Here is a 23,407-nt window from a genome sequence, read left to right as displayed (position 1 = left end):
AGCGCCAGGCCATGCCTGGCGGCAGTGACCGGCGTCCGGGGCAACCTTCAGCGGAGACGATCCAGCGCCTCCACCAGCTCGTCAGCCAGCGGTGCGTTCAGCACGTACGGGGTCTTGCCTGCGTCCAGCGCGAACTCCAGCGAGGCCGCGTGCAGGAACAGGCGCTTCAGCCCGATCTGCTCACGAAGCCGCTTGTTGACTGCCGGATCGCCGTATTTGTCGTCACCGGCCACCGGATGACCCAGATGCTGGGCATGCACGCGGATCTGGTGGGTACGCCCGGTTTCGATGCGCACTTCGCAGTAGGAATGGCCGCCCTTGCGTTCCAGCACCCGGAAGTGGCTGATCGATTCCTTGCCGATCGCGTTGACCTGCACGTGGCGCTCGCCCCCTTGGCGCAGGCCGACGTGCAGCGGTGCGTCCACGGTCATCACCCCGTCGGGCATGCGTCCAGCCAGCAGGGTCAGGTAGCGCTTGCGGATGCCGGCGCCATGGTCTTCACGCAGCAGCGCCTGCAGTTCGCTCAGGGCCGAGCGCTTCTTGGCCACGATCAGCAGGCCTGAGGTGTCGCGATCCAACCGGTGGACCAGCTCCAGGGTCTGCCCCGGGCGCAGGGCGCGCAGGGTCTCGATGGCGCCGAAGCTGATGCCGCTGCCGCCGTGGCTGGCCACGCCGGTGGGCTTGTTCAGGGCCAGCAGGCGCGCATCCTCGAACACGATGGCCTGTTCCAGCCGGCGCATGAACGACTCGGGCGGGCCAGCCTTGTCTCCTTCTTCAGTGAGACGAACCGGCGGCACACGCACCTCGTCGCCCGCCTCCAGCTTGCGCTCGGCTTTGGCCCGGCCGCCATTCACGCGGACCTGTCCGCTGCGTACCAGCTTGTAGACCAGGCTGCGCGGGGCGCCCTTCAACTGGCCCAGCAGGAAATTGTCCAGGCGCTGGCCGGCACGGTCCTCGGGAACGGTGATCATGCGCACGGAAGGCTTGTCGCCGGCGGGCTTGGTGGGGTCTGGGGCAGTCATCTGGCTGTTTATTCTGTTACACTCGGGGGGCGAGATAAGGGATTGATTTTGTTGGAAGTTACTCAGGGCCAGAAGCCCAGCTTCCGACGAATCCGGCACAGTGCGCGACCACCGCCCGCGGGGCGGCCATGTTAGCGGCTCACCGGCCTTCCCGGCCATCGCCGGATGCCTGACACGCAACCGTGCTGAACATGTCCCGTGTGGCGCTCCAGCCTGGCTGACAGCTGCCGCCGGCCCTGCAACACCCCAAAACCAGAAAAGTGAAGCGCTCCCGCGGCCTGCCGTGGTGTCGTAGCGCTGGAAACCCAAGCCGCCCTCCCCGCGCATGCGCGAATGGGCGGTGAACCGTGTCCAGAGGCGAAACCCCATGGCGTTCCGCGCGGTAGCCGCTTGCGAGGAACGCAACAATGAAGCGAATGCTGATCAACGCCACGCAGGCCGAAGAGCTGCGTGTTGCCATCGTCGATGGCCAGTCGTTGTATGACATCGATATCGAGCAGCCGGCGAAGGAACAGAAGAAGTCCAACATCTACAAGGGCCGGATCTTCCGCATCGAGCCCTCGCTGGAAGCGGCCTTCGTCGAATACGGTGGTGGCCGCCATGGCTTCCTGCCGCTGAAGGAAATCTCCCGCGACTACTTCCAGGCCGGTGTCGACCACAACAAGGCCGGCATCCGCGAACTGCTGAAGGAAGGCCAGGAGATCGTCGTCCAGGTCGACAAGGAAGAGCGTGGCAACAAGGGCGCCGCCCTGACCACGTTCATCTCGCTGGCCGGCCGCTACATGGTGCTGATGCCGAACTCGCCCAGCGCCGGCGGTGTCTCCCGTCGCATCGAGGGCGAAGACCGGGCCGCCCTGAAGGACGCCCTGGACAAGCTGAACATCCCCGACGACATGGGCGTGATCATCCGTACCGCCGGCGTCGGCCGCGATGCGGAAGAGCTGCAGTGGGATCTGGATTACCTGCTCAACGTCTGGCGCGCCATTGCCGAGGCCGCGCTGAGCAAGCCGGCCCCGTTCCTGATCTACCAGGAATCGCGCCTGATCGTGCGCGCCCTGCGTGACTACCTGCGCGCCGACATCGGCGAGATCCTGGTGGACACCGAGGAGATGTACGAGCACGCCCGCGAGTTCATGCAGCAGGTGATGCCGCAGACCCTGCGCAGGCTCAAGCATTACAAGGACGACATCCCGCTGTTCAACCGCTTCCAGATCGAATCGCAGATCGAAGGCGCCTACGAGCGCAACGTGCGCCTGCCGTCGGGCGGCTCGATCGTGGTCGACCAGACCGAAGCGCTGACCGCCGTGGACGTGAACTCCTCGCGCGCCACCAAGGGCAGCGACATCGAGGACACCGCCTTCCAGACCAATCTGGAAGCGGCCGAGGAAGTGGCCCGCCAGCTGCGCCTGCGCGACCTGGGTGGCCTGGTGGTGATCGACTTCATCGACATGGCCTCCAACAAGCACCAGCGTGAGGTCGAGAACCGCCTGGCCAACGCGCTGAAGTACGACCGCGCGCGCGTCCAGGTCGGCCGCATCTCGCGCTTCGGCCTGCTGGAAATGAGCCGCCAGCGCCTGCGCCCGAGCCTGGGTGAATCCAGCCAGATCGTCTGCCCGCGCTGTGACGGCCACGGCCGCATGCGCAGCGTCGAGTCGCTGTCGCTGTCGATCATCCGCGTCGCCGAAGAGCATGCGATGAAGGAGAACACCGGGCAGGTGCTGGTCCAGGCCCCGGTGGAAATCGCCAATTACCTGCTGAACGAGAAGCGCAGCGCCCTGCGTGAGATCGAGCAGCGCCATGAAGCGCCGATCGTGATCGTCGCCGACGAGCAGCTGCACACCCCGCACTACACCGTGACCCGCCTGCGCGAGAACGAGCTGGGTGAAGAGAGCAGCAAGCCCAGCTACCAGCGCGGCACCCCGCGCAAGCTGCCGGTGCACGCCCTGACCAAGGGCCAGCTGAACATCCCGCCGCCGGCCGTGACCCAGGTCAAGCACACCGCACCGGCCCCGGTGCGTGCCGAAGCCGAACCGGTGGCCGCCCCGGCCCCGGCACCGGTCGCCGCTGCCCCGGCACCTGCCGCCAGTGGCGGCGTGGTCGGCTGGCTGAAGCGCATCTTCGGTGGCGAGCCGGCTCCGGCCGCCGCTCCGGCCCCGGCAGCCCGCCAGCCGCAGCAGGATGGCGGCCGCAAGGACCGCAACAAGGATCGCAACAAGGACCGCAAGGACCGTCGCGACGACAGCCGTGGCAACGGCGGCAACGGCAATGCGCAGCAGAAGGACGGCGGCAACCGCAAGGACCGCGGTGAGCAGCGCAAGGACGGCCGCCAGGGTGGCAACAACAACGGCAATGCCCAGCAGCAGCCGCAGCAGGGCAAGCAGAAGGACGCCCAGCAGAAGGACGGCCAGCAGCAGAAGCAGCCGCGCAACGAGCAGCAGGGCCAGGGTCAGAACCCGCAGCAGCAGCCGAAGCTGAAGCAGCCCAAGCAGCCGCGTCCGCAGCAGGATGGCGACAAGCCGGCCGAGAAGCCGCAGCGCACCGCCGCTGAAGCTCCGGCCGATGCCACCACCGCTGCCGCTGCCGTGGCCGCCACTGCGGTTGCCGCCAACGTGGTGACTGCACAGGAAGCGACGGCCCCGGTGGCTGTCGCTGCCCCGGCCGAGCCTGCCCACGTGGAGCGCGCTCAGACGGAGACCACTGCGGTGATCGACACCGCTGCCAGCGGGGACACCGCAGCCGAGGCGGCGGTCGCTGCCGCGGCCGGTGAAGACGCGGCGACCGATGCAAACGGCGAACAGGCCGGCGAAGGCGCAACCCGCCGTCGTCGCGGGCGTCGCGGTGGCCGTCGCCGTCGTCGCGGTGGCGCCGAGAATGCCGCCGGTACCGACGCCCTGGGCGATGACCAGGACGACGGTGACGAAGGTGATGACGGCGACAGCATGGACACTGCCGAACAGGGTGCCGATGCCGTTGCCCCGGCCGCCGCCGCACGGCAGCCGGCCCGCTCGCAGCCCGAATTCGACTTCGATGACGAAGTCGAGCCGGTCGCCGTGGGAACCGATAAGCCGGCGCGCGCGCCGGTGGCGGTTGCCGCTGCCGCCCCGGTGCTTGCCGTGAGCAGCGCCGTGGTCGAGGCGGTCGCCCCGGTCGTGACCGACGTGCAGGCACCGGCAGACGCCGCTGCAAGGACCGAAGCCAAGCCGCAGCCGGTGCAGACCAGCATGCTGGACGCGATCGACGCCGCTACCCCGGTCCAGCCGGTGGTTGCTGCAGCCCCGGTGGCTGAAGTGACCCCGGCCGCGGTCGAGGTCGCCCCGGCAGCCGAACCGGCACCGGTCGTGGCAGAAGCCGCCCCGGTGGTCGAGTCGAAGCCGGTGGTCGCTGAGGCGGCTCCGGTGGTCGAATCGAAGCCGGTCGCTGTGGAGGCCGCTCCGGTGGTCGAGGCCGCACCGGCAGTGGAAGCACAGCCGGTTGTCGAGACCGCGCCGGTGACCGAACAGCCGGTCGCTCCGGTCGTGGTGGAAGCCGCGCCGGTTGAAGCCGCCGCCCCGGTGGCCGAAGCCGTGGTGACCCCGTCGGTCGACCCGGTGGCCGATGGCCACGCCGATGCGGCCAGCCAGGCGGCCGAAGCCCAGGCGTCGGACGAAGACGAAGAAGCCGCCAAGCGCACGCCGCCGGCGAACTGATCGTTCATTGATCGTCTGAAAACGAAACGGCGGGGATCGATGATCCCCGCCGTTTTTGTTTGTGCCTCTGGTAGCTGCCAATCTTGGTCGGAGCCATTGATTCAATGCGCGCGGATACGCCCGTGCCAATCAGGGCTGGCACCTGCCAGAGCATGAAGCGCGGCGATTTCAGCGTGCCGGGGCGAACTGCAGCCGGGTCCAGACGCCGTAGTGATCCGAGGCCCAGCGGCCGCCGTCGTCGGGCTGGTCGAACAGGATCTTCGCTTCGCGCGCGACCAGCTCATCCTGCTGGAAGAAGATGTGGTCGATGCGCGACGGCGCCTGGTAATAGTGGCGGTTGAGCGTGCTGACCCCGGCCAGGTCGGTGTTCACGTGCACGCTGCCGTAGCTGTCGCCGTAGTGGCTGCGCAGCTCACTCAGGTCGTTGGCGTCGACCAGGGCGTTGAAGTCGCCCGCGATCACCACCGGCGCACCGGCGGAGGTTCTGGCGATGTAGCGCAGCAGATCCTCCACCTGGGTCCGGCGGATGCCCTGCCCGCGCTCGTCGCTGCGTTCGTTCAGATGGGTAGCGTAGATGTTCACCGGGCGACCCTCCACGTCGATGCGCAGATGGGCCACGGTGCGGTAGTCATCCAACGGCAGCAGCAGGTGCTCGCCACGGGCCAGGATCGGGCGCCGGGTCAGCAGCGCGTTGCCGTAGCGCTTGGGCGCGCCCACCGGATCGGTGGACACGAACACATACTGGTAGCCCAGCTGGCTGGCCAGCCACTGCGCCTGGTTGCGCACGTTGCGGCGCTGGATCACTTCCTGCAGCGCGATGGCATCGGGCTGCAGGCGCTTGAGTTCGGCCACGATGGTGCGGCGCCGGGTCGGCCAGTCCTCGCGGTCATGGTGCAGGTTGAAGGTCACCATGCCCATGCCCATGCCCGGCGCGGTGGCGCTTTCGCTGGTAGCCGCAACCGGCGGCGATGCGGCCACCGCCAGCCCCGGCAATGCCAGGGCGATCGCCAGGCCCAGGGCGCGCAGGCCGCTGCCCGCCCTTCCCCACCGCTGCTCCATGCTTACTGTCCCTTGCGTTCGGCGCGGCGCACCGCGCTGGGCACCTCGATCTCGACCCGCGCCGGCAATTGGTGCACGTGCAGTTCGCGGTCGATCCATTCGGCCGGTTCACCGTTGATGGTGGCCTGGCCCGGTTCGCCACTGTAGGGCCACGGCAGCACCACGCCACCGGCCGGCGGCACCAGGCCCGGCTGCACGTCCAGCACCAGCTGCTTGTCGCTGCGCTGCAGGCGGTAGTTCAACTGGCCCTGCGGCGTGCGCAGGCCCTGTACGGCGATCCCCTCGCCCTGCAGCCACGCGGTGGGAATGCCGGCGGCCAGCACCAGCGCATCATCCACATCGCGGTTGTAGGCGAACATGTCCAGCGCCGAGCGCACGAAGTCCGAAGCCACCCAGGCATGCGGCAGGTCACCGACGAAGAACGGTTTGCGCGGGGTGCGCGACACCACCTCGGCCCACTGGTTCCAGGCCTGCGGCGCGCGGTCCTTGAAGAAGAACTCGGTCGCCTGCCAGGCGCGGTCACGCCAGCCCAGGCGCACGAAGGCAGCGACATTGCGCCATTCGTACGGGGTGTAGTCCTTCCATTCGCGCTTGCCATCGCGGCGTGCCACGAACTCGTTCCAGTAGCGCTGGAAGGTCGCGTCCAGGGCTTCCTGCGGCAGCCGGCCCTGTTCGCCACCGGGGGCCAGCGCGATGGTGGTGGAGGTCGCGTCGAAGTCGCCCAGCTCGGCCGAACCCGGCAGGTAGTCGATGCGGTGCTGCTGCATGGCCGACAGCAGCGAGGCCTGCAGGTCATCGCGGAACTGGTCACGCGATTCGCTCATCTGCATCGCTTCGACCTTGCCCAGCTGGGCCGCCAGCTGTGCGGCGTCCTTGTAGCCGCGCAGCGCCCAGAAGTTGTCCCAGTACGAGTGCATCGGCTTGGCCGAATAGCCTTCGTGGCTGATCGAGGCGGGCATCATCCCGTAGAAGGCAGGATTGCGCGCGCGGTTTTCCTCGGTGCGCTCGCTGGCGCGCAGCTGCTCCATGTAGTTGAAGGCGCCCTGCACGTGCGGCCACATCTGCTCGAGGAAGGCAGTATCGCCGGTGTAACGGCCGTACTCGGCGATGTTGTAGATCAGCTCGCCATGGCTGTCGTTCTCCGGCACCGGGTCGCTGCCACGGGCGTCAACGCAGCACGGCACCTTGCCGTTCTCGAACTGGAAGGGCGCATACCAGGTCACGTAATCACGCACCGCATCGCTGCGGCCCATGCGCAGCAGGCCTTCGGAAATCATCGCGCCATCGCGGATCCAGCTGCGCGCATACGAACGCGTGCCCGGCTGCAGGCGCGGGCCGACGCGCGAAATCAGCATGTGCGCCACCGCAGTGCGCAGGGTTTCCACCAGCGGCTTGCCAGCATCGGGCACCTGCAGGTTGACCACGCCCAGCTTGTCACGCCACATCGCCGCAACCTGCTGCTGCGCCTTGGCCACGTCCAGCGCCTGCGGTTTCCAGCCGCCGGTCTGCGGCAGCACGATGGCCACCTCGCGGCTCTGCCCGGGTTCGAGCTTGAGGGTGTAAAGCAGCGCACCGGACGCCATGCCGGTGCTGTCCTTCACCGCCGTGCTGGCCGGGTACCTGCCCGATGCCAGGTGCATCGCATCCAGCTTGCCGTCGAAGGTCGAGGCAAAGCGCGCATCCGGCACCTGCAGCGGGTACACGCGCGGCTCGCCATTGATGCGCACCAGCTGCTCGCCCACGTCCAGCGCGTCGATGCGGCTGAAGCCACCGGTGGTGTTGAGGAACTGGGTGGGCGGGTTGACCTGCCACGGGCGGATCGCCAGCGCCAGGGTGTATTCGTGGGCGACCTTGTCCGGGTTGCTCAGGCGGTAACGGCCGATCAGCTGCGCGCGATCAGGCGTACCCTGCACGAAACTGGTGACCGACAGCCCGGCCTTCTCATGCACCCAGTCCACGGTGGCGATCGGCAGGTAGCGATCCTGCAGCGACTGGCTGATGGCCACCTTCGACCAGTCCAGCAGCTTGCCGTCCAGGCGGATGAAGGGTTCGATGCTGAAGCTGCCCTTGGCCGGCTCCAGAGCACCATCCTCGCTGATCAACGCCTGTTCCTGGCCGCCATCCAGGCCCAGCAGGGTCCAGTAGGGCTGCTCGCCCACGTAGGCACGTGGCAGCGCGCCACGCGGCAGATCGCCGGCCACCGAAGACAGGAACGCATTGGGCGTGGCTGCGAACGCCAGCGGCTTCAGCGCGATGTCACGGATGCCATAGCGCCAGTTCGGTCCATCCTGCAGGTCGAACCGCACGTAGCGCGCATCGGTATCGGGCAGCGCCAGCCAGTCCCGGCCGCCACCACCGCCGGTCACTTCGCGCACGGTGCGCCAGTCGCGGCCATCTTCCGACGTGCGCACCGTATAGCGGGTGGCCTCCAGGCTGGGCAGCCAGTCGATCACCGCACCACCGATCTCGCGGCTCTTGTGCAGGTCCAGGCTGATGGTCTGCTGCTTGACCCCGCCACTGACCCAGAAGGTATCGCTCCTGCCGTCGATCATCCGTTCCTGCAGCGCGGTGGCCGTATCGGCAATCACGCCCGGGCGCAGCGGTGAATCATCCTGCGGCGGCAGGCCCTGCAGGGTCAGCTTGTCAAAGCACACCGTGCCGCGGCCACCGACCTTGCTGTAGACGGTGAACTCGACCGCAGCACTGCGTGCCATCTCCTTTTCAGGCGACGGCCCCCAGGCCTTGTCGATCTGCCGGCGGCGGTACTCCACCGGCGCCCAGGTCTTGCTGAAGCTGTAGCCGGGCCGGTTGACCCACCACACGTTGTCGCCGCTGGCGTCGATCAGCTTGAACTGCAGGTCGTTGCGCGGCGAATCCCCCCGCAGCTGGAAGCCGAACCGGTAGTTGGCCGGGTACTCGATATTCAGCGCGCGGCGGATGCCGACGTAGCCGGACACCTTGTGGAAGTCGTAATCCAGGCACAGCGCGCGGCCACCGCCGGCACCGTTGACCGGCCGCAGCGAACCGCTGACCTGGTCGGACAACACCAGCTTCCACGCGCCGATGTCGTCGAAATCATCCAGCACCTTCGGTGCCGGCAGCGCCGGTGGGGCGGCGATCGCCAGGGACGTCCACAACAGACCCAATCCAACGGCGACCGCACGCTTCATCCCTTGACGCTCCCCAGCAACAGACCTTGGATGTAGTACCGCTGCAGCACCAGGAACAGCGCCAGCACCGGAACCACGGTGACCACCGCGCCGGCCATCATCATTTCCACGTCCATGATGTGTTCGCGCGAGAGGGTGGCCAGGGCCACCGGCAGAGTGTAGTGCTCCTGGTCGGTCAACACGATCAACGGCCACATGAAATCGTTCCATGCGCCCATGAAGGTGAAGATGGCCAGGGTCACCAGCACCGGCTTGAGCATGGGCAGCACGATCTGGAAGAAGATGCGCAGCTCCCCTGCCCCGTCGATGCGGGCCGCCTCCAGCAGCTCGTCCGGAATGGAACGGGCGTACTGGCGCACCAGGAAGATGCCGAACACGCTGGCCAGCGCCGGCACGATCACGCCGCCGAAGCTGTTGACCAGGCCCAGCTGCTTCATCAGCAGGAACAGCGGCAGCATCGCCACCTGCGCCGGGATCACCAGCGCGGCCATCAGCACCTGGAACAGGCGTTCACGGCCGACGAAGTTGAGCTTGGCGAAGGCATAGCCGGCCATGGTGTTCAGCAGCAGCGAACCCAGGGTGATGCCGACCGACACCAGCAGGCTGTTGGCGAAGTTGCCCCCCATGCCGGTGCGTGCGAACAGCTCAAGGTAGTTGCGGGTGGTCACGTGCGAAGGCAGCAGCGGCGGCGGGAAATGGGTCGCCTCGCCCTGCGGCATGAACGACACCGAGAGCATCCACAACAGCGGCGCCAGGCTGACCAGGGCCAGCACCAGCAACGCGCCATTGATCATCCACGGGTGCCAGCGCGACTGGCCGATTTCACGACTCATACCAACTGCCTCTTGCGGCCGAAACGCAGCATCACGGTGGTCACCGCCAGGATGATCAGGAACAGCAGGAACGCCACAGCCGAGGCGCGTCCCAGGTTCCACCACTTGAAGCCTTCCTCGAACATGAAATACAGCACGCTGACGGTGCTCTGCAGTGGGTCGCCGCGGGTCATCACGTAGGGTTCGGCGAACAGCTGGAAGTAGCCGGACACGGTGATGACACCGACCACCAGCAGCACCGGGCCCAGCATCGGCAGGGTGATGTGCAGGAACTGCTTCCAGCGCGAGGCGCCATCGATGCGCGCGGCCTCGTACAGGTCATGCGGGATGGCCTGCAGGCCGGCCAGGAAGATGACCATGTTGTAGCCGAAGTTCTTCCACACCGCGAACAGCATGATGGTGGGCATGGCCCAGTTCGGGTCGCCCAGCCAGTCGATCGGGCTGATGCCGATATGGCCCAGCCCGTAGTTCACCAGGCCGTAGCTGGTATGGAACAGATAGCGCCAGATCACCGCCACCGCCACCAGGGTGGTCACCACCGGGGCGAACAGCGCGGTGCGGAACAGGGCCTTGAAGCGCGCCGCCGGTGCGTTGAGCAGCATCGCCGCGCCCAGCGACACGCCGATGGACAGCGGAACGCCGATCAGCACGAAGTAGGTGGTGTTCCACAGCGACTTCCAGAACATCGGGGTCTGCAGCAGATCGATGTAGTTGCCCAGGCCGACAAAGCGCAGGTTGCTGCCGTCGGCCAGCGCATACAGATCGAAGTCGGTCACGCTCAGCGCAAGCGCCGAGGCCACCGGCAGGCCGAAGAACAGGCCCAGCACGATCAGCGAGGGACCGGCGAAGATCCAGCCGGCAAGCGAGGTACGTTTCATTGCGGGCTCCCGACCGCTACGGCACTGGTCGAACCCGAGGGGGCTTCGCTGCGCTGCAGGCGTTGTTGTTCATGCATCCAGCGGCGCTTGGCCAGCACCTTGTCCACGCGCTGGTCCAGCTCCTCCACCGCCTTGTCCTGCGGCAGGCCACCACGCACCACCTTTTCGGTGACGATGCGCATTTCCTGCACGATGCGCTCCCATTCGAGCACCTTCGGCGTGGGCTTGACCCGCTCCAGCTGGTCGCGGAAGGCGGCCGCCAGCGGATCATTGGCCAGCGACGGGGCGTTCCAGGTGCTGCGGCGCGGCGGCAGGTCGCCGATGATGGAATGGAAGCGGGCCTGGATTTCCGGCCGCGACAGGAACTCGATCAGCTTCCACGACGCTTCCTTCTGCTGCGACTTGCGGAAGATCACCAGGCTGGTGCCACCGGCGATGCCGGCACCTGGACCGTCCGGGCCCGGCAGGGCGGCGGTGCCCCACTGCCCTTCCAGTTCCTTCGGCTGCAGCTTCTTGAACTCGCGGATGTTCCACGGGCCGGAGATGTAGAACACGTTGAAGCCGCGGAAGAATTCATCCCAGACGTTGGAGATCTGTGTCTCGGACATCTTCGGTGCCCAGCCCTGTTCGAACATGTTCGAATAGAACGCCAGGGTGCGGCGGAAACCGGGGCTGGCGAAGTTGCCGCGGGTGTCATCGTCGCGCAGCAGCGGGTCAGGCTGCTGCAGGGCCAGCGACAGCTGCTGCTCGAATTCGTTGATCGGCATCAGCACCGCGTAGCGGTTCGGGCCCTGCATCTTCTTGATCGCGGCCATCTGCTGGTCCCACTCGGCCCAGGTGCGCGGCGGGTGGTCGAACCCGGCCTTGGCCAGCAGGTCCTTGCGGTAGTAGATCAGGCGGGTATCGACGTACCACGGCACGCCCACCAGCTCGCCATGGATCACATTGGTATCCCAGATGCCCTGGAAGTAGTCCTTCGGATCGACCACGGCCGAACGCTGCACGAACGGCTGCAGCGGGGTGAGTGCATCCAGTTCGGCGAACTCGGGCACCCAGGTGTTGCCCAGCTGGCAGACATCGGGCAGGCCGTCGGCGGCAAAGGCGGTCAGCAGCTTCTCGTGCGCGGCCGTCCAGGGGATGTTCTGCACATCCACCTTGATGCCGGGGTTTTCAGCTTCGAACTCGTGGATCAGCTCGCTGACCACTTCCGCTTCGCGGCCCATTGCCCAGAAGCGCACCGTGGTGGTGCCCTGCTCGGTGCGCGCGCAGCCGGCGATGGCCAGGGCGGCCATGGCAGGCAGGGCCCAGCGTCGCAGGCGGTCAATCCAATCGTGCACCTTGTTACTTCCCCTGGCCCGTATTGCGGTTGGCATTGTTCTTCTGTTCCTGCGCGGCAGCCGCGCGCGATTCTGCGATACCGACCGCGCGTGCCGCCGCGGCCTTTTCATCCTTCTGCAGCACCAGCGGCTGGAATTCGCCTTCCGGTGCCAGCCAGCCGCCACTGAAGCCTGCCCGTTCCAGACCCTTGCGGATGTACGGGTTCTTCTTCATCACATCCCAGACGAAGTCGTCGCGGTAGTTGGCGATCATGGTCAGGATCGGGCCCTGGTCGATGGCGATGTAATCGCTGGCGACCCAGCCACGGTCCGGCACCATGCGGCCGGTCTTGATCGGGATGTCGTAGTTGAAGCTGGGGTTGAACGAATCCAGGAAGCCGTAACTGGAATAGATGTAGTCGCCGTAGCGCTTGTGCATTTCCACAGTGGCCGGAATGACCTGCTCGGGCGCGAACACGATGGAGGACACCGCCGCGGTGGGCGCGATGGTGCCGTCATCGAAGTTCTCGCGCAGGCCAGCGCCGCGCGAAGAGTAATGGCGGAACTGGCGCTGCTCGCCGCGGTAGTCCTGGGTGGTGTTCTGCGGGCCATCGCTGGCGGTCAGGCCCCACACGTTCTCGCCGTAGTCCTTCCACTGCATCGGGTTGGCGATGGCGTATTCACGCTGGGCCAGCGCAGCCGAGCGGCTGTTGAGGAAGTAAGTGCTGCCGCGTTCGCGCATGTACGCGTCCTGGATATCGCGGAAGTCGATCCAGACGTGGCTGTACTGGTGGCCGAACAGCGGGCCGAAGGACAGGTATTCCTGGCCCTGGTACACCCCCCAGTCGTTGTCGTAGGTGCGGGTCCACACGGTCCACGCATCCGGGCTGACCGGGTGGCTGGGCGAACCCAGGGCGAGGATGTAGACCATCATCGCCTCGTTGTAGCCCATCCAGTCGTGGTCGATGAAGCCGCTTTCGGGGAACCAGCCCATCGAGATCAACGGCGCCCGCTGCTGCAGCCACGGCCAGTCGACCTGCTTGTAGAGCGTATCGGCGATCTGCCGGATTTCCTTCTCGCGCGGGTCGTCACCGTCGTAGTACGACTGCGCGAACAGCACGCCCATCATCAGCAGCGCGGTGTCCACCGAGGACAGCTCGACCCAGCTGTCGTAGCGGCGGCCCTGCTGCATGTCCAGGAAGTGGTAGTAGAAGCCCTTGTAACCAGCCTTGCCGGTGCGCTGCGGGCCCATCGGCACGTCACGGAAGAACTTCAGGGTGGTCAGGGTGCGGTCGATGGCCTGGTTGCGGCTGACCCACCCGTTCTCGATGCCGATCGGGTATGCGGTCAGCGCGAAGCCCACCGAGGCGATGCTGGCGAACGGCCGCGACGGATAGCGGTCCGGGGTCAGGCCGTTGATTTCGTTGGTGGTGTCCCAGAAGAACTGGAAGGTGCGGCGTTCGATGTCGTCGAACAGCGGCGGCAGCTCCGGCTTCATCGGCCGCGGCGGCGCATCGGCTTCGATCAGGATCACCGGCGGCTTCGGCTTGGCCGGCTCCGGCGGTGCGGGCTTGCAGGCAACTGCAGCCACGGTGATGGCTGCGGCGGTCAACAGATGGCGTGCCTGCATGGCGCGGGTCCTCCAGGAAGCTGATCGAAGGGAAAGCATAACGTCCAATGACCTGAAATCGTTTACAAGCCGCGCTCTGAAAAAACCACGAAAACGTGGTCGCCTTACACCGGGTACTTCATGGGATTCATCGCCCAGGCCCGTGTGCCGTCGGCGCGCCGGAACACGCGCGACGGCACAGGGGCCTGGGCAATGGACCGGCCCGCAGGCCGGCCATTGCCAGGTCCCGCTGCCACCGGCGGACCGGTGGCAACAGGGTGTTGCAGTACATCGTGGCTTAGAAGCGGAAGCCCACTTCGGCCTTGACCTGGCGCGGAGTACCGATGATGTCGCCGGTCTCGTTGTAGCTGGCCTGCAGCTTGCCGTTGGTCTTGATGTAGTTGTAGCTGGAGAAGTTATCGAAGTTGAACACGTTGATGATGTCGATACGCGCGTACAGCTCGGTGTCGCCCGCCATCTTGAACGTCTTGGTGGCCTGCAGATCGACCGAACGGTAGCCGAAGATCTTGCCACCCACCAGGAACTTGCCATTGGCGTTGGGCACGGCCGCCTGCGGGGTCGGCAGGTTGTAACCGCTGGCCTGCGGCACCGGGTACCAGTCGTTGACTGCGGTCGGGGTGGCCAGGGTGATCTTGCCACCGAAGGTGATTCCCCAGAAGCCAGCGTACGAACCGGTGACCACCAGGCGGTGGCGCGGCGCGCCGTTGGAACGGATGGTCGGGTAATCGCCGATCAGGCCGCGGTCAAAGGCGTACTTCTCGTTGATGTCGCGGTTGTGGCGCGCGGTCGTCCAGGTGTAGGCGATCGAGGTACCCCAGCCGCTTTCCTGGGTGAACGGCTTCTGCGCCGACAGCAGGACCTGGGTCGCACGGGTCTTGATGCCCTGCTGGCCGATGATCAGGCTGCCGAAGCCCGGCACGTTGCAGCTCCAGGCCTGGCTCAGGCCCGGCTCGGTGCCACCGCACAGGCGCGGGTCATCGAAGAACTGGCCGGTCGGGTAACGGTTGCCCAGGGTGAAGGCGAAGCCGTCGTAGCTGAGCGTACGGGCGATGGTGGCGTCGGTCAGCCAGTCACCGATCTGGTTGCTCATGCCCAGGCTGAACTGATCCGAATACGGAGCCTTCAGCTTGTTGTTCAGCAGATCGACTTCCAGGCCGGCGTTGCTGGTGGCACCCACCAGGGCCTGCAGGTTGCCGATGCCGTTGAGCAGGTTCGGGTTCCAGTCATAGCAGGCGGCCTGGCCGTTGATGCAGGCGCCGGTGGCCGGGTTGCGGAAGTAGATGGTCGGCTGCGGCAGGGCCAGCTTGGTGGTTTCCAGCTGCAGGTTGTCGAACAGATCGCGGTCGTACGAACGGCCGGCACCACCGTGGATCACGTGCTGCTCGTCGGCGTTGATGTCATACGAGAAGCCCAGGCGCGGCTGCCAGGCATCCTTGAACGCCTTGCGGTTGTGGCCGTTGCTGATGTAGTCGCTGATGTCCAGGCCGCCCAGCGCCAGCGAATCGGCGTAGGTCTGGCCGGCGGCAGCGCGCGGATCCTGCGAGTAGATCGCATCGACCACGGCCTGCGGGGTCACGAAATCCAGGTAGGACGGAGTCTTTTCGTAGTCCCAGCGCAGGCCCAGGTTGATCTGCAGGTGGTCATTGACCTGCCAGTCGTCCTGGATGAACACGCCGTACTGCTTGGACTTCGAACGCACTTCACCGGACACGCCGTCCACGCCGGTCACCGGCTTGACGAACTGCGCCTTGTACGGGATGCCATCCGGGAAGTCCGGATCGCCCAGGCTGTAGGTGAAGGTCGGGTTGATCTGTGCCGCGTCGGAGGCGTACAGGTCGATGGCCTTGTACTTCACGCCCATCTTGATGGTGTGGTCGCCGGCCCACTGGATGCCGTCCAGGGTCAGGTTGTCTTCGATCGACCAGCCCTTCTGGCCCTTCACCTGCGAATCCAGCGCCGAGGCGCCACCGATCTTCACCACGGTGCGGTCTTCGGTGCCGTCCGGTGCGGTGTAGGTGATGCCGTTGGCCAGGGTCAGCGGGGTCGGGTTGTTGAACGAATCTTCATGGGTGACCATCATTTCGTTGTAGTAACGCTCGCCGCTATGGTTCCAGCGCAGCGCATAACGACGGTCGGTGTTGACCACTTCACGGCCGGCTTCCGGCGAGGTCTGGCCACTGAACTGCGACTGGGTTTCGTCGCGATCCTGGAAGGTCAGCTCGATGCGGTCGTTGTCGGTCGGCTCGAAGTCGATCTTGCCGAAGATCAGGTCCTGCTGGAACGGCTGGCTGGCCGGGCCCAGGCCAGCGGCACCGGCCGGCGGCAGCAGGCCGGCAGCGCCGGTGACCGCGCCGTCCGGCGCGATGGTGACCGGCAGGTCGAAGCGCTTGGCTTCGTAGGTCACGAAGAAGTGCGCCTTGTCCTTGATGATCGGGCCACCCAGGGCGAAGCCGTATTCCTTCTCGGCCGATTCTTCCTTGCCCTTGTTCGGCTGGCGCTCGGCCGGCGTCATCGCACGCATGCTGTCGTTGGTGTAGCGGTAGAACGCCTCACCCTTGAATTCGTTGGTACCGGACTTGGTGGCCGCGGTCACTGCGGCGCTCGACACCTGGCCGTACTCGGCCTTGTAGTTGCCGCTGATGACCTTGTATTCGCCGATGGCCAACTGCGGGAACGGGTTGCCGGCGCTGCCGGACTGGCCGGCCACGCCGCCGCCCTTGACGTAGCTCTTCTGGCCCACGCCGTCGATATAGACGTTGGTGCCGTCGGAGTTGGTGGCACCACCGCGCAGCGAGGTGTTGCCCTTCGCATCACGGGTAAAGATCATGCCCGGCACCGCGTCGGCGAATTCCAGGAAGTTGCGCGACACCTGCGGGGTGGTCTGGATCTGCTGCAGGCTGACGGTCTTGCCGACTTCGGAGGTGCGCACTTCCTGCAGCAGGGTCGGTGCGACGACGTTGACGGTGTCCAGGTTGGTGGCTGCGGTGCTGCCACCGCCGCTGGCGGCGGCTTCGCTGAAGTTCAGCGTGGAGGTCGAGGCGACGGTGACGGTGACCTTCTGGGTCTGGCCGTTGGCGACCACGTCATAGGTGCCCGGGTCCAGGCCCATCAGCGAGTAGCTGCCATCGGCGCGCACGGTGCCGCGGCGGACGGTACCGGTGGCCACGTTGGTGGCGGTGACTTCCGAGCCCGCCTGGGCGCCGGACACCTGGCCACGCAGGCTGGCGTTGGCCGACTGGGCCATGACGTTCGGGGCGGCAGCCAGCATCAGGCAGCTGACCAGTGCGGTGCTCAGCAGCCGGCGCGCCGGCATGCGGATCGTGGAATGCATCATCAACTCAATCTCCGGGTGGCGGTAACCGCGAATGCGGTACCTGCGATCAATCAAAAAAGAAGGAACGCCTCTGGCTTCAATGGCCCGATGGCGGAGTGGTGGAATCGCGAACGACGAGACTGGGAACGAGCGTCTGCTTGTCACCAGCCCCATCGGGGGTGTTGCCGTCCATCAACTGCATCAGACGCGTCATCGCCCTATCGCCCAACTCGGCGATACTGACCTGCATGGTGGTCAACGAGGGGTGTACAAACCGCGCCAGTGGAATGTCATCGAAACCCGCCAGGGCGACATCGGTGGGCACATGGACACCTGCCTGCGCGAACGCATACAGGCAACCCAGGGCCATCATGTCGTTGGCGGCGAACACGGCATCGGGCAGCGCACCGGCTGCCAACAACTCCTGACCGGCGCGATGGCCGGAAGCTTCGTCGAAATCACCGGGCAGCTCGATGCCTTCGGCGCCGTTGCCAAAAGCCGCCAGCGCGTCACGGAAGCCACGCAGGCGCTCGCGCGCGTCGAAGTTGAGGTCCGGGCCAGAAATGAAAGCGATGCGGCGGTGGCCGGCATCGAGCAGATGGCGGGTCATCGCCATCGCGCCGGCATGGTCATCGATGCTCAGCACCGGATGATCCTGCCCCGGCAGGTAGGTGTTGATCAGCACCGTGGGCAGCGACTGCGGCAGGTTGTCGGTCAGGAAGCCAGGGCTCTCGGCATAGGGCGAGAGCACCAGCAACCCGTCCACGCGGCCGCGCATGGCACGCAGGGCCGCGCCCTGCTGCTCCTGGTCGCCGTGGTAGCTGGACACCAGCAGGTGCTGCCGGCGGTTGCGGGCAACGTTGTCGATGCCGCGCATCAGCTCGGAGAAGAATTCGCCGTACAGGTCGGGCAGGACCACGCCCACCGTATTGGTGCGGCGGCTGCTCAGGCTGCGGGCGGCGGCGTGCGGGGTGTAACGCAGCCGTGCGGCGACCTCCAGCACAAGCTGGCGGACCGGTTCGGCGACATTCTCATGCCCGTTGAGCGCGCGGGAAACCGTGGCCACGGAGACCCGGGCTTCGCGTGCGACGTCTTTGATTGTTATGGCTGCCTTGTTCACGAAGCCGCCCTCCACGGCTTGGACCTACCAGCTTGGCGCGGAATGTAAGCGTTTCCATCTGCGCTTGTAAACACTCCGTTAGACGAATGTCCCACGACGGACATCAAAATCTGACCATGAGCGGTCGGTTCCTGGACCGGCCAGGACTTGTCAGGACAGGCCATCAGCCCTGCTCTGACGGGGTGTGTGCGCGAATGGACAGCGCGTGGATATCGGTGTCCATCAGCGTGCCCAGCGCGGCGTACACCGCGCGGTGGCGCGCCAGCGGCAGCATGCCGGCGAAGCGTTCGCTGACCACATGCACGTTGAAATGGCCCCGCCCGTCACGCGCGCCGGCATGGCCAGCATGGCGATGGCTGTCGTCTTCGATCTCCAGCACGCTGGGGGCCAGCGTTTGCTGCAGTGCATCACGAATCAATTCAATGCGTCGCGCGTTCACGGCAGCACCTTGCGGAACGGCCGCACCTGCACTCGGGTGTAGACGCCTGCCGCCACATAGGGGTCGGCATCGGCCCAGGCCTGGGCCTGCACCAGCGAGTCGAACGCGGCAATCACCACCGAACCGCTGAAGCCGGCCGGACCCGGGTCCTCGCTGTCGACCGCCGGGCAGGGCCCGGCCAGCAGCAGGCGGCCCTCGTCACGCAGCGCGTGCAGCCGCGCCAGGTGTTCCGGCCGCGCCTGCAGCCGCTGCGCCAGCACGTCCTGGCCGTCATATCCTTCAATCACATAGAACACGGGCATTCCTCGTTCATGTTGCGGTGCGGTGATTCTAGCCAATGGGCGCCCTGCCCCGGCCCGGCTGGACACTGGGCCAGCAAAGCCTTACCCTTAGGTCCATTGCACGTGGCTGGATGCAGCAGCCCGTCGGTTTTTGCGGCCACCGCAGCCCCCGACGACCGTCCCGCTGCCTCAACCGGACCATCTGGCCGGGCCACGTAGACGACCTCCCCGTAGTTCCGTCGCCGCCGTTTCCAGCGGCGCGTCCTGCTGTTTGATATGTGTGGAATCGCGCCGATCCCGGCGTGTCTGGTGCCCTGGGGCTCCGTGGCGTTGGCCCGGCGAACCCGGTGCCGCGACTGGTCCGTTGCAATCCTGATGTCCATTAGATGACTTCCGAACTCGCGCTCGACGCGAACCCGCCAACCCGGCCGCCCGCCCCCCAGCAGCAGGAAATGCCGCTGGCCGTGGTGCATGGGCAACCGGTCCTGCAGATTCCGCAGGACCTGTACATCCCGCCGGATGCGCTGGAAGTCATCCTGGATGCCTTCGAAGGCCCGCTGGACCTGTTGCTGTACCTGATCCGCCGGCAGAACCTGGACGTGCTGGACATTCCCGTGGCCGAGATCACCCGGCAGTACGTGGAATACATCACCGTGATGCGCGAGCTGCGTTTCGAGCTGGCCGCCGAGTACCTGGTGATGGCCGCGATCCTGGCCGAGGTGAAGTCGCGCATGCTGCTGCCGCGCCCGGTCAGCGAGGAAGGCGACGAAGCCGACCCGCGCGCCGAGCTGGTGCGCCGGCTGCAGGAGTACGAACGCTTCAAGCAGGCCGCCGAGGATATCGACGCCCTGCCCCGGCAGGACCGCGACACCTCGGTGGCGCATGCCTTCATGCCCGAACGCGCTGCGGTGAAGCTGCCGCCGCCGGTGGATCTGAAGGAGATGCTGCTGGCCCTGCACGACGTGCTCAAGCGCGCCGAGCTGTTCAGCGGCCACGCCATCAAGCGCGAGGCGCTGAGCGTGCGGCAGCGCATGGGTGAAGTGCTGGGCCGGCTGGAAGATGGCAAGTTCTACCGTTTTGAAGGGCTGTTCACCGCCGAAGAAGGCAAGCTGGGCGTGCTGGTCACGTTCCTGGCGGTGCTGGAACTGGCCAAGGAACAGCTGCTGGACCTGGTCCAGGAAGAACCGCTGGCGCCGATCTACGTGAAGTCGCTGGCGGCCGGCAACACCAATGCCCCGCTGCAGTTCAGCAGCGAATTCGACGACAACGACGCCGCCAATGAAAACGAGTGAGCGCTGACTGCCGATGGATCAATCGCTGATCAACCGCATTGTCGAAGGTGCCCTGCTGGCGTCCAGCCAGCCGCTCACCCTGGCCCAGCTGAAAGACCTGTTCCCGGAAGAGGAACCGGCACCGGCGGGCAGCATTGAACGCGCGCTGGAACGGCTGCGCGAAGGCTGCGAAGGCCGCGGCGTGGAACTGGTGGAGGTCGCTTCCGGCTTCCGCTACCAGGTGACCGGCGAAGTGCATGGCTGGATCAGCCGGCTGTGGACCGAACGCAAGACCCGCTACACCCGTGCCACCCTGGAAACCCTGGCGCTGATTGCCTACCGGCAGCCGATCACCCGCGGCGAGATCGAACAGGTCCGTGGCGTGGCGGTCAGCAGCAATATCATCCAGGCGCTGGAAGAACGCGAATGGATCCGCGTGGTCGGCCACCGCGACGTGCCCGGCAAGCCGGCGCTGTTCGGCACCACCAAGGGCTTCCTGGACTATTTCGGCCTGAAGCGCCTGGACGAACTGCCGCCACTGTCGGAACTGAAAGACCTGGGCGAGCTGGAACCGCAGCTGGCGCTGGACCGCGATGGTCCCGCCGTTGCCGGTGCCGCCGGCCCGGATATCAGCGCCGACCCCGATGCGGCCGTCAACGATGATGCCGGCCTGCAGGGCGGCGATGGCAACCCCCCCGATTCCGCCGGAGCAGCTGCTGCACCGGCCACCGATGAGCAAGCACCTTCGCCCCTCGAAGATGGGCACCCCGATTCCGCGCCGGGCGAGCGCGCGGTGCCCCTGAACGAACGCGAAGACAACGCCGTCGCGACGACGACCGTGGCTGTTGACCAAGCCGATTCCGAACCAGAGGCCGACCTCGAAACCGTCGGCCGGAGCAAAACTGATGAGTGACACCCCCCGTAACAAGCTCTCGCTCAAGCGCGAAGCCACCTCCGAACAGTTCAAGCTGGAAGAGCGCCTGCACAAGGTGCTGGCCCAGGCCGGCCTCGGCTCGCGCCGCGCGCTGGAGCAGCGCATCGCCGAAGGCCTGGTCAAGGTCAACGGCGAAGTCGCGCAGACCGGCATGTCGGTCAAGAGCGGCGACAAGATCGAGCTGGATGGCCGTGGCTTCGTCGCCACCGCGCTGGCCGAGCCGTCGCGCGTGCTGGTCTACAACAAGCCGGAAGGCGAAGTGACCACCCGCGATGATCCGGAAGGCCGCCCGACCGTGTTCGAATCCCTGCCGGCGCTGAAGGGCGCGCGCTGGATCGCCGTCGGCCGCCTGGACATCAACACCACCGGCCTGCTGCTGGCCACCACCGACGGCGAACTGGCCAACGCCATGATGCACCCGTCGTTCGAGGTCGAGCGCGAATACGTGGTGCGCGTGCGTGCCCCGGAAGGCGAAGAGAAGGTGTCCGACGCCATCGTCGACCGCCTCGCCCGTGGCGTCGCGCTGGAAGACGGCCCGGCCAAGTTCGACGAGATCGAACGCATCGGCGGCACCGATTCGCACGACTGGTTCCGCGTCGTGGTGAAGGAAGGCCGCAACCGCGAAGTGCGCCGCCTGTGGGAATCGCAGGGCTGCCAGGTCAGCCGCCTCAAGCGCACCCGCTATGGCAAGGTCGGCCTGCCGCGCGAACTGGCCCGTGGCCACTCGGTGGAACTGCCGACGGCCCAGGTGGAAGCGCTGCGCGCGCAGCTGAAGCTGGAAGAAGGTGCGCCGTCGGCGCTGACCCTGCAGCCGGTGATCGGCCAGCGTCGTGCCGCCAAGACCACCGTGCGCGTGCGCGAAGGCGGTCGTGGCAATGCCTACGTCAACGGCCACAGCACCGCCGACGAAGGTCGCGAGCTGCGTCGTTTCGACAACGTGCGCGAAGACCGTGGCCGTGGCCGCGGCGGCAAGGGTGGTGGTGGCTTCAAGGGCGGCCTGACCGTCAGCGGTGAAGCGGCCGCCAAGCAGTCGCAGAAGCCGTTCAAGCAGCGCGCGCCGAAGAACGACCGTTCGCTGCCGGAAGGCAACCCGGCCGCATTCCGCACCTGGTACGTGCCCGATGGCGTCAGCACCGGCCCGAGCGGCCACCGCAACGCCGGTCCGGGTGCCCGTGGCCCGGGTGCCCGTGGTCCGGGCGCAGGCGGCCAGGGCCGTCCGTACGGCAAGCCGAAGGGTCCGGGCGCAGGCGCCGGTGGTGGCCAGGGTCGTGGCGGCTTCGGCGGCGAAGGCCGCGGCGGCGCCGGTGGCGGCCAGGGTCGTCCGGCCGCTGCGGGCAACCGCTCGCAGGGCCAGGGCAACAAGCACCCGTACGGCCATCCGGGCAACGCCCCCAGCTTCCCGTCCGACCATGCCAATCCGGGCTTCAACCCGTATGGCAGCCCCAAGCCCGCCCAGGGTGCCCGTCCGGGCAGCCGTGGCCCGGGTGGCGGCAATCGCGGCCCGGGTGGCAACCGTGGTCCCGGCGGCCCCGGTGGCAACCGCGGCCCGGGTGGCCCCGGCGGCAACCGTGGTCCGGGCGGCCCGCGCCGCAACGGCCCGCGCGGCGGCTGATTCCCTGCAACCACGAAGGAACGATCGATGACACGGATGTTGTCCCTGGGCGCCCGCATCGGCGCCCTGCTGGCCCTGCTGCTGGTGGTGGGCGGATGCGAACGCGCCGCCGACCGCCTGAAGCAGGAACTGGTGGCCCGGCAGAATCCCTGGCCGAAGTCCTCGCCACTGCACGCGCCGGCCGATCGCATGCTGCGCAGGCTGATCATCGAGCCACGCTACGTGTCCCGCATCAAGCAGGCCGGCAGCAAGCAGAAGGCCGCCGTGGCCGGTGCACAGCTGGCACTGGATGGGATCGCCCGCCTGCCGCTGCCGATGCTGGAACAGCGCGCCAAGGTGATGGGCAGCATGCTGCACGCCATGCCGGAGCAGGACTGCGCCCGCGTCGCGCGCACCAGCACCGCCGCCGAGGTTGCCCAGCTGGGCGACCTGTTCTTCGCCCACCTGGAAAAGCGCCCGGCCGAGGACATCGAGTTCTGGTTCGAAATGAGCTACCAGGCCACCCTGGCCGAACTGGAGCAGCACCCGCCGACCAAGCTCAAGGATGCACAGATCCAGGCCGCGTCCGAAGCCTTCATCCTGTCCCTGCCCACCGAGGCCGTGCGTTCGCGCGCCATTGCGGTAATGCCTGCGCTTGAAGCGGCGTCACCGGCCGATGCCTGCTGGGCCACGCGCACCATGTTCGATGCCGTCACCACCCTGCCCGAGCCGCACCGCGGCACGCTGGCGTGGCTGCTGGCGCAGCAGTAGGCACCGCCTCGCGCCACCTGCCGATCCCTGGAGCCCCGTTTCGACGGGGCTTCGTTTTCAGTGCGCCCAGGCAGTGTTGCTAGGAATAGTTTG

Annotated in this window: 16 protein-coding genes; 5 read left to right on the top strand and 11 right to left on the bottom strand. The window is 66.9% G+C overall.

The annotated features are described in order from the left end of the window. Window positions 1-47 precede the first annotated feature (47 nt). Window positions 48-1,022 (bottom strand): RluA family pseudouridine synthase, encoded by a 975-nt coding sequence (locus ACM2ZB_RS00985; RefSeq protein ID WP_416057076.1) that lies wholly within the window; start codon window positions 1,020-1,022, stop codon window positions 48-50. Window positions 1,023-1,429: 407 nt separating this feature from the next. On the opposite strand from ACM2ZB_RS00985, the gene ACM2ZB_RS00980 reads away from it, so the two are divergent. Continuing rightward, window positions 1,430-4,708: an Rne/Rng family ribonuclease gene (locus ACM2ZB_RS00980; RefSeq protein WP_416057075.1), complete on the top strand. Its 3,279-nt coding sequence runs from the start codon at window positions 1,430-1,432 to the stop codon at window positions 4,706-4,708. A gap of 168 nt (window positions 4,709-4,876) precedes the next feature. On the opposite strand, the gene ACM2ZB_RS00975 is transcribed toward ACM2ZB_RS00980, so the two are convergent. From ACM2ZB_RS00975 to ACM2ZB_RS00930, 10 genes are all read right to left on the bottom strand, one after another. After that, on the bottom strand, window positions 4,877-5,767 hold the full coding sequence (locus ACM2ZB_RS00975; RefSeq protein ID WP_416057074.1) for an endonuclease/exonuclease/phosphatase family protein: 891 nt from the start codon (window positions 5,765-5,767) through the stop codon (window positions 4,877-4,879). 2 nt (window positions 5,768-5,769) lie between these two features. Then, window positions 5,770-8,937, bottom strand: a complete 3,168-nt coding sequence (locus tag ACM2ZB_RS00970) for a discoidin domain-containing protein (RefSeq protein ID WP_416057073.1) — start codon at window positions 8,935-8,937, stop codon at window positions 5,770-5,772. Beyond that, window positions 8,934-9,770, bottom strand: coding sequence for a carbohydrate ABC transporter permease (locus ACM2ZB_RS00965; protein WP_313437688.1), 837 nt, complete (start codon window positions 9,768-9,770; stop codon window positions 8,934-8,936). The genes ACM2ZB_RS00970 and ACM2ZB_RS00965 overlap by 4 nt, the downstream gene beginning before the upstream one ends. Beyond that, complete coding sequence (locus tag ACM2ZB_RS00960; RefSeq protein WP_416057072.1) at window positions 9,767-10,648, bottom strand: carbohydrate ABC transporter permease; 882 nt, start codon at window positions 10,646-10,648, stop codon at window positions 9,767-9,769. The genes ACM2ZB_RS00965 and ACM2ZB_RS00960 overlap by 4 nt, the downstream gene beginning before the upstream one ends. Continuing rightward, on the bottom strand, window positions 10,645-11,985 hold the full coding sequence (locus ACM2ZB_RS00955) for a sugar ABC transporter substrate-binding protein (protein ID WP_416057071.1): 1,341 nt from the start codon (window positions 11,983-11,985) through the stop codon (window positions 10,645-10,647). Before ACM2ZB_RS00955 ends, ACM2ZB_RS00960 begins: the two co-directional genes overlap by 4 nt. 4 nt (window positions 11,986-11,989) lie before the next feature. Next, window positions 11,990-13,594, bottom strand: coding sequence for a glucoamylase family protein (locus ACM2ZB_RS00950; RefSeq protein ID WP_313437695.1), 1,605 nt, complete (start codon window positions 13,592-13,594; stop codon window positions 11,990-11,992). A gap of 277 nt (window positions 13,595-13,871) precedes the next feature. Beyond that, complete coding sequence (locus ACM2ZB_RS00945; RefSeq protein WP_416057070.1) at window positions 13,872-16,928, bottom strand: TonB-dependent receptor; 3,057 nt, start codon at window positions 16,926-16,928, stop codon at window positions 13,872-13,874. Between the two features lie 76 nt (window positions 16,929-17,004). Further along, window positions 17,005-18,042, bottom strand: coding sequence for a LacI family DNA-binding transcriptional regulator (locus tag ACM2ZB_RS00940; RefSeq protein WP_313437700.1), 1,038 nt, complete (start codon window positions 18,040-18,042; stop codon window positions 17,005-17,007). 148 nt (window positions 18,043-18,190) lie between these two features. Beyond that, the gene (locus ACM2ZB_RS00935; protein WP_416057069.1) at window positions 18,191-18,466 is read right to left on the bottom strand and encodes a BolA family protein; all 276 of its coding nucleotides are present in this window, start codon (window positions 18,464-18,466) and stop codon (window positions 18,191-18,193) included. Continuing rightward, on the bottom strand, window positions 18,463-18,762 hold the full coding sequence (locus ACM2ZB_RS00930) for a YciI family protein (protein WP_313437783.1): 300 nt from the start codon (window positions 18,760-18,762) through the stop codon (window positions 18,463-18,465). The genes ACM2ZB_RS00935 and ACM2ZB_RS00930 overlap by 4 nt, the downstream gene beginning before the upstream one ends. Window positions 18,763-19,133: 371 nt before the next feature. Here ACM2ZB_RS00930 and ACM2ZB_RS00925 point away from each other — a divergent pair, with 371 nt between their 5' ends. Genes ACM2ZB_RS00925 through ACM2ZB_RS00910 form a run of 4 tightly spaced genes read left to right on the top strand, consistent with a single transcriptional unit; the run spans window position 19,134 to window position 23,314 of the window. Further along, complete coding sequence (locus ACM2ZB_RS00925) at window positions 19,134-20,039, top strand: ScpA family protein (protein ID WP_313437706.1); 906 nt, start codon at window positions 19,134-19,136, stop codon at window positions 20,037-20,039. Window positions 20,040-20,052: 13 nt separating this feature from the next. Continuing rightward, window positions 20,053-20,931 (top strand): SMC-Scp complex subunit ScpB, encoded by an 879-nt coding sequence (scpB, locus tag ACM2ZB_RS00920; protein WP_416057068.1) that lies wholly within the window; start codon window positions 20,053-20,055, stop codon window positions 20,929-20,931. Continuing rightward, complete coding sequence (locus tag ACM2ZB_RS00915; RefSeq protein WP_416057067.1) at window positions 20,924-22,564, top strand: pseudouridine synthase; 1,641 nt, start codon at window positions 20,924-20,926, stop codon at window positions 22,562-22,564. Before scpB ends, ACM2ZB_RS00915 begins: the two co-directional genes overlap by 8 nt. A 27-nt stretch (window positions 22,565-22,591) precedes the next feature. After that, entirely contained in the window at window positions 22,592-23,314 is a 723-nt protein-coding gene (locus ACM2ZB_RS00910; RefSeq protein ID WP_416057066.1) for a hypothetical protein, read from the top strand. Window positions 23,315-23,407 lie beyond the last annotated feature (93 nt).

The sequence above is a fragment of the Stenotrophomonas maltophilia genome (genome assembly GCF_047782825.1).
In the GTDB taxonomy this organism is placed as follows: Bacteria; Pseudomonadota; Gammaproteobacteria; order Xanthomonadales; family Xanthomonadaceae; genus Stenotrophomonas.
Note: the sequence above shows the minus strand (reverse complement) of the source record. Positions and strands in the feature narration are given on the sequence as shown.

Coding starts and splice junctions, on each gene's coding strand:
- ACM2ZB_RS00985 (WP_416057076.1), bottom strand. CDS start 1,022: ATGACTGCCCCAGACCCCACCAAGCCCGCCGGCGACAAGCCTTCCGTG.
- ACM2ZB_RS00980 (WP_416057075.1), top strand. CDS start 1,430: ATGAAGCGAATGCTGATCAACGCCACGCAGGCCGAAGAGCTGCGTGTT.
- ACM2ZB_RS00975 (WP_416057074.1), bottom strand. CDS start 5,767: ATGGAGCAGCGGTGGGGAAGGGCGGGCAGCGGCCTGCGCGCCCTGGGC.
- ACM2ZB_RS00970 (WP_416057073.1), bottom strand. CDS start 8,937: ATGAAGCGTGCGGTCGCCGTTGGATTGGGTCTGTTGTGGACGTCCCTG.
- ACM2ZB_RS00965 (WP_313437688.1), bottom strand. CDS start 9,770: ATGAGTCGTGAAATCGGCCAGTCGCGCTGGCACCCGTGGATGATCAAT.
- ACM2ZB_RS00960 (WP_416057072.1), bottom strand. CDS start 10,648: ATGAAACGTACCTCGCTTGCCGGCTGGATCTTCGCCGGTCCCTCGCTG.
- ACM2ZB_RS00950 (WP_313437695.1), bottom strand. CDS start 13,594: ATGCAGGCACGCCATCTGTTGACCGCCGCAGCCATCACCGTGGCTGCA.
- ACM2ZB_RS00945 (WP_416057070.1), bottom strand. CDS start 16,928: ATGATGCATTCCACGATCCGCATGCCGGCGCGCCGGCTGCTGAGCACC.
- ACM2ZB_RS00925 (WP_313437706.1), top strand. CDS start 19,134: ATGACTTCCGAACTCGCGCTCGACGCGAACCCGCCAACCCGGCCGCCC.
- scpB (WP_416057068.1), top strand. CDS start 20,053: ATGGATCAATCGCTGATCAACCGCATTGTCGAAGGTGCCCTGCTGGCG.
- ACM2ZB_RS00915 (WP_416057067.1), top strand. CDS start 20,924: ATGAGTGACACCCCCCGTAACAAGCTCTCGCTCAAGCGCGAAGCCACC.
- ACM2ZB_RS00910 (WP_416057066.1), top strand. CDS start 22,592: ATGACACGGATGTTGTCCCTGGGCGCCCGCATCGGCGCCCTGCTGGCC.